Source organism: Pseudochrobactrum sp. AO18b, from assembly GCF_000409565.1.
GTDB lineage: Bacteria > Pseudomonadota > Alphaproteobacteria > Rhizobiales > Rhizobiaceae > Pseudochrobactrum > Pseudochrobactrum saccharolyticum.
The window spans coordinates 1-5,982 of the sequence record NZ_ANNO01000411.1 but is presented as its reverse complement, the minus strand read 5'-3'; the positions used below and the strand labels follow the sequence as shown (position 1 = coordinate 5,982).

4 protein-coding genes are annotated in these 5,982 nt (G+C 49.6%); 3 read left to right on the top strand and 1 reads right to left on the bottom strand.

The annotated features are described in order from the left end of the window. Nucleotides 1-27 precede the first annotated feature (27 nt). Nucleotides 28-1,113, bottom strand: a complete 1,086-nt coding sequence (locus A918_RS20780; protein WP_022711992.1) for an acyltransferase — start codon at nucleotides 1,111-1,113, stop codon at nucleotides 28-30. A gap of 426 nt (nucleotides 1,114-1,539) precedes the next feature. Here A918_RS20780 and A918_RS0115795 point away from each other — a divergent pair, with 426 nt between their 5' ends. The 3 genes from A918_RS0115795 to ugpB form a co-directional block, all read left to right on the top strand. After that, a complete protein-coding gene (locus A918_RS0115795) occupies nucleotides 1,540-2,970 on the top strand; it encodes an aldehyde dehydrogenase family protein (protein WP_022711991.1) in 1,431 nt (476 codons plus the stop codon). Nucleotides 2,971-3,225: 255 nt separating this feature from the next. Continuing rightward, complete coding sequence (locus A918_RS0115790) at nucleotides 3,226-4,152, top strand: DMT family transporter (protein WP_022711990.1); 927 nt, start codon at nucleotides 3,226-3,228, stop codon at nucleotides 4,150-4,152. 576 nt (nucleotides 4,153-4,728) lie between these two features. Beyond that, on the top strand, nucleotides 4,729-5,982 hold a 1,254-nt coding region (gene ugpB / locus A918_RS0115785; RefSeq protein ID WP_022711989.1), incomplete at its 3' end, for a sn-glycerol-3-phosphate ABC transporter substrate-binding protein UgpB.

Below are 5,982 nucleotides of genomic sequence, written 5' to 3'. Positions count from 1 at the left end.
TATACAGCGGAGGCCTTTTTCCTGATGTTAAGACGGCTGAGGCACCGGATATTGCAGCTTTGCTTTTTTACGTCCCAAACGCATAAACGGTTTCTCAATAATCAGATAAGAAATCTTCGCGCCGACAAGACTTGCAATAATAATTGCAACCACCGCCAGCGGAAAAGCCCAGCCACCCAAACCAAGCCGGTTGAAGACCGCCCAGCCCGCACCAACGACAAACATATGTGTCAGATAGAGCGAATAGGAACTGTCGCCAATTTGTACAAACAGATTACGCGGCGATAAAGTTTTGACCCAGCGATCCGTACAAAGCGCCGTTACAACAAGCAGCACGGATGCGGTCAGATAAGCAAGATTTTCGATAAACAGCGGCAACACCGTCAGATCAACACTGAACAGCAAACCAATGCTGAGCGTCACGAAAAACAACAATACCGGCAGGGAGTTGACGGAAAAATCACTCCAGAAACCGCGGCGCTGCATTTCAGCAAGCCATATACCGGCAAGAAACGGCATCAGATTAAAGTTAAGATAAAAAGCTGTAACACTGCTGTTTCGCTCAACAAAAAACGCACCTGCAATCAGCACGCCGAGTGCCAGACTCATAAAGACTGTGCGCCGCAAACTGCTCTCACACCACCAGAACAGAATAAAGATGAGATAGAAAAACATCTCATAATTGAGTGACCAGCCCGGCTTCAGCAAAGGGCGCCAATCATCAACAGTCCCCGGCACCAGTTCCGGAATAAAAGCGAGCGAACTAAACAAATAATATGGCGTAAAACTCGTCGACTTAAACAAGCTCGGCAAATAAACCGCGCAGAGCGCAAGAAATATTGTGCAGAGCCAGTAAAGCGGCACGATGCGTATAATGCGCCGCCACAAAAAAACTGCAGGTGCGAAGTCACGCGGATGAATATAGCTGATAATAAATCCGCTGATTACAAAGAAAATTGAAACACCAAAAGCACCCAAAACACCCAGTATCGGCGGCGGTTCAGCCATCGGATGCTGTAATGTGTGCCCGATAACGACCAGCAATGCCGCCAGGCCGCGCAAGATTTGCACAGAGCTGAATTTCCCACTCTGAATAACAGTGTTTGTCTGCATTTTCCTCACCCGATCACATTTATCAAATGCACGCACAGTCCGTTGCAGCGCATTTATTGTTTTTGTTCCGGCAAGGCTCCAAGCAAAAACACATTCAATATGCATTATTAAAATATAAATTTATAATTAAGCAAACTAATTAAATATAATCTCTAAATTGCCAAAACTATACTTCTATAATTATTCAATTTACCAATAGTCAATAGCGCAATATATACTTTAAATATCAATAATACGTATCATTACTTAATAATAATACAGAAAAACAAAACGCAAACATCAGAAATAATTACATTGCAACGATCTTTAAGAGCGGAAAATTTCATCACCCCGTGCCGTTTATGCAGTTGTAATCACGGGGTTTAGGTCTAAACTGCGCGCAAAATTTCTAAAAAACCGCATAAACAGCATGACAGGATGGGAACTATGGATCACGCGCTCAAATTTTATATCAACGGTGAATGGGTTGATCCGGCAATAAGCCCAATTACAACACTGGATGTCATCAATCCTGCAACCGAGCAGCCTTTTACCAAAATCGCAATGGGCACCGCTGCCGATGTCGACAAGGCAGTAGCCGCCGCCAAAACCGCTTTTGAAAGCTTCTCCGTCACCAGTAAAGAAGAGCGTCTCGCTCTGCTTAAGCGCATTCTCGAAATTTTCATCCGCCGCTCGGATGAAATCGGCGCCGCAATCTCGCAGGAAATGGGCGCACCGCTGGCCATGGCTAAGGCTGCACAGGCCGGTTCTGGCACTGCCCATCTGATGGAAGCAATTAAAGCCGCTGAAATTTTTGAATATGCCTATATGCAGGGCACAACCCGCGTTGTGCATGAACCGATCGGCGTGGTGGCAATGATCACCCCTTGGAACTGGCCGATCAACCAGATTGCCGCAAAAGTTGCACCAGCCATTGCTACCGGCTGCACAATGGTGCTGAAGCCTTCAGAAATTGCGCCGGTCAGTGCCATTCTGTTCGCAGAAATCATGGATGAAGCCGGTGTGCCGAAAGGCGTGTTCAACCTCGTTCATGGTGACGGTCCGACTGTCGGCGTCGCGCTTTCCGGCCATAAAGATGTGGATATGGTGTCCTTTACCGGCTCTACCCGCGCCGGTGTCAGCGTTGCACAGACCGCAGCACCGACCGTAAAACGTGTACATCAGGAACTCGGCGGTAAATCCCCGAACATTATCCTGCGCAGTGCCGATCTGGATAAGGCCGTGCGTACCGGCGTAACCCGTTGCTTCGGTAATAGCGGTCAGTCCTGTAATGCACCGACCCGCATGCTGGTACCGCAGGAAGCTATGGATGATGCGATTGCAATCGCCCGTGATGCAGCAGAAAAATTCCGCACCGGCGATCCGAATTCCGCCAATACCGATCTCGGTCCGGTCGTCAGCCAGTTGCAGTTCGACAAGATTCAGGATCTGATTCAGGCAGGTATTGATGAAGGTGCGGAACTGGTAACCGGCGGCACCGGCCGCCCTGCGGAACTCAATGCCGGTTATTATGTGCGCCCGACCATCTTTGCCCGTGTCGGCCATGATATGCGCATTTCCCGCGAGGAAATCTTCGGCCCTGTTCTGTCGATGATTGGCTATGATGATCTGGATGAAGCGGTCGAAATGGCCAATGATACGGTCTACGGCCTTGCGTCCTATATTCAGGGTGATCTGAAAGAAGCGCAGGCTTTGTCGAAACGTCTGCGCACCGGCAATGTCTATATTAATGATGCGCCATGGGACGGTGCGGCACCTTTCGGCGGTTACAAACAATCGGGCAATGGCCGTGAATACGGCGTTTTCGGCCTGCGTGAATTTGTCGAAATCAAAGGTATCGTCGGCTTTGAAGAATAAGCACCGGCTATAGAGAGATAAGAAATAGCGCGTCCGTCAAAAGACGCGCTGTTTTATATAATTGTTTTGATATATATCACATAAAGACTGACTATCTGCCGAAGCGCGCAACTGAGAGATACTCTCTCCGATGACAAAGCATGTCGCAGGCAGCGGATCACTCAAAATACGGCCAGCATATCCTGCCAGCAGATGCCTGCACTTATGCTGCATTCTCACATATAAGGCTGCTTCGTAAGGAGCGGCAGGTTAAACATGAACAAGTCACCCTCCGAAGCCGCGCCAATAAACGCAACCGGCCTGCTGCAAAGCACGCCTGAGACACAGAGAAAAGCGATTATCGCGCTTTTGCTTGGCGGGTTGCTCATCAGCTGTTCGCCTATTCTGGTGCGCTTTGCCGAAACCGGCCCGATTGTCACGGCTTTCTGGCGGCTGGCACTGGCGATTATCCCGATGCTGATCCTGAATAACCGGATGAAGCATGGCGTGGATCAGGTCAAACCGGCTTCTCTTGGTGATCTGGCAATCCTTGCCGTTCCAGGCATTCTGATCGGGCTGGAACTGGTGGTCTGGCATATTTCGCTGACCATGACATCCGTTGCCAATTCGACGCTGATTGTTAACCTGTCCCCGATTTTTGTAGCGCTTGGCGGCTGGCTGTTCCTGAAACAGAAAATCAGCCGGATTTTTATCAGCGGTCTTGTTATCGCAATTTTTGGTGTGCTGATCCTCAAAGGCGGCCCTGACCTTTCCGGCCACAGCAGCCTCAAAGGCGATGCCGTGGCTCTGGGCGCTGCTATTCTTTATGCCGCCTATATTCTGATGCTCGGCTTCACGCGCCGCCGTTTTTCCACCTCAACGATCATGCTCTGCACCACAATCAGTGCAACCCTGACTATTCTGCCGCTCGCATTGATTTTTGAAACGCAATATTTCCCGCTGACCTTGTTTGGCTGGGTTGTTGTCTGCGCCCTGGCATGGATGACGCAAGCCGCCGGACAAAGCCTGATTACATTTGCTATTGCATGGCTGCCGGTTGCGTTTTCTTCGCTCACACTTTTAATCCAGCCTGTTGTGGCAGCAATTCTGGCATGGATCCTCCTGTCAGAACCGCTGAGCATCTGGCAGATTTGTGGCGGCCTCATCGTCATCGCCGGCATTATGCAGGCAAGGCGCGGCTGACCACTTGTCGGCACGTTTATATGCATAGACATATCAAAGCACCCTGCAAAAACTGTGGCTGAAATACACAGGCGCAATTATTTTACGTTTTGGTCAAAAAAACTGTGAACATGACCTTGAACTTATTTAACGCTTGCTCCATATGAAGGTCACTTGCTGGCGCGCTTCCTCCCATTTCGCGTTGCAAGTGTTCCCCTCGAAGGCATCTAAATGTCTTCTTAAATTCAGCCGGGCTTTTTAGTCCGGCTTTTTTTCTGGCTGAATTGTGGATTTTCCACCCGTGAGCGGCAAAGAATCACCCTGCCCGCAGCATTTTCCTGAAATCACGAACTTTATGGCACGCAATTTTATTATCGCTTGTTTTGTGACAAACTCTTCGCCAAAATGTGTCTGCGCATAGAATTATGCGTGAATAGCTTTCGTAATTGTGCTTTTCTCTTTCGTATTAAATGTTATATGCGCTAAAACGAAAGAGCTTAATGGCAACCGCGGAACTCTTGGCTGAACGGCGTACACGCAACACCGGCGCAGCGATATTCCGCTTCATTGATCTTCAGGGACCTTCAGGGAGAAGTCATGTCCAAACGTCTGATGACTGTTTCAGTAGCGGCATTAACAATGTCCGTTGCATTCGCATCCAACGCATTTGCGGTTACCGAACTGCAATGGTGGCACGGTATGGCCGGCTCCAACAACGAAGTTGTTGAACAGCTCTCCAAAGAATTCAATGAAAGCCAGAGCGAATTCAAAATCGTTCCTGTTTATAAAGGCACCTATCCTGAAACTCTGAATGCGGGTATCGCTGCATTCCGCGCCAAGCAGGCACCGGCAATTCTGCAGGTTTTTGATGCAGGCAGCGGTGTGATGATGGGTGCTGAAGGCGCGGTTATGCCGGTTGCCGAAGTACTGGAAAAAGGCGGCTTCACATTTGATAAGTCAAAATACCTCGCCGGTATTACCGCTTATTATTCAAAAGCAGACGGCACCATGCTGTCCTTCCCGTATAATTCGTCTTCACCGATCCTCTATTACAACAAGGACGCTTTCAAAAAGGCCGGCCTTGATCCTGAAGTTGCGCCAAAAACATGGCCTGAAGTGTTTGAAGCAGCACGCAAGATCAAATCCAGCGGCGCAGCAGCCTGCGGTTATACATCTACATGGCTGACATGGATCCAGACAGAAAACTTCGCTGCATGGAACAATGTTCCTTACGGCACCAATGAAAACGGCCTTGCCGGTCTGGACGTAAAACTGGAAATCAATGCGCCTCTGTTCGAGCAGCATTTCCAGGGCCTGGCTGATCTCGCCAAAGACGGCGCGTTCCGTTACGGCGGCCGCACATCGGAAGCCAAGCAGCTCTTCACTTCCGGTGAATGCGCTATGCTGACAGAATCCTCCGGTGGTCTGGGCGATGTGGTTAAATCCGGCATGAATTACGGTATCGGCCAGCTGCCTTATTATGAAGGTGAAGGTCGTCCGCAGAACACTATTCCGGGCGGCGCCAGCCTCTGGGTATTCGGCGGCAAGAGCGATGAAGAATATAAGGGCATTGCCCAGTTCTTCAACTTCCTGTCCCAGACCAAGATTCAGGCTCGCCTGCATCAGGTGTCCGGCTATCTGCCGGTAACACTGGAAGCCTATGAAGAAACCAAGAAATCCGGTTTCTACGAAAAGAATCCAGGTCGTGAAACACCAATCCTGCAGATGATGGGCAAAGAGCCGACCGCCAATTCCAAGGGCGTACGTCTCGTAAACCTGCCGCAGGTACGTGATATTCTCAATGAAGAATATGAAGCGATGCTGGCCGGTAAACAGGATGCAAAAACTGCG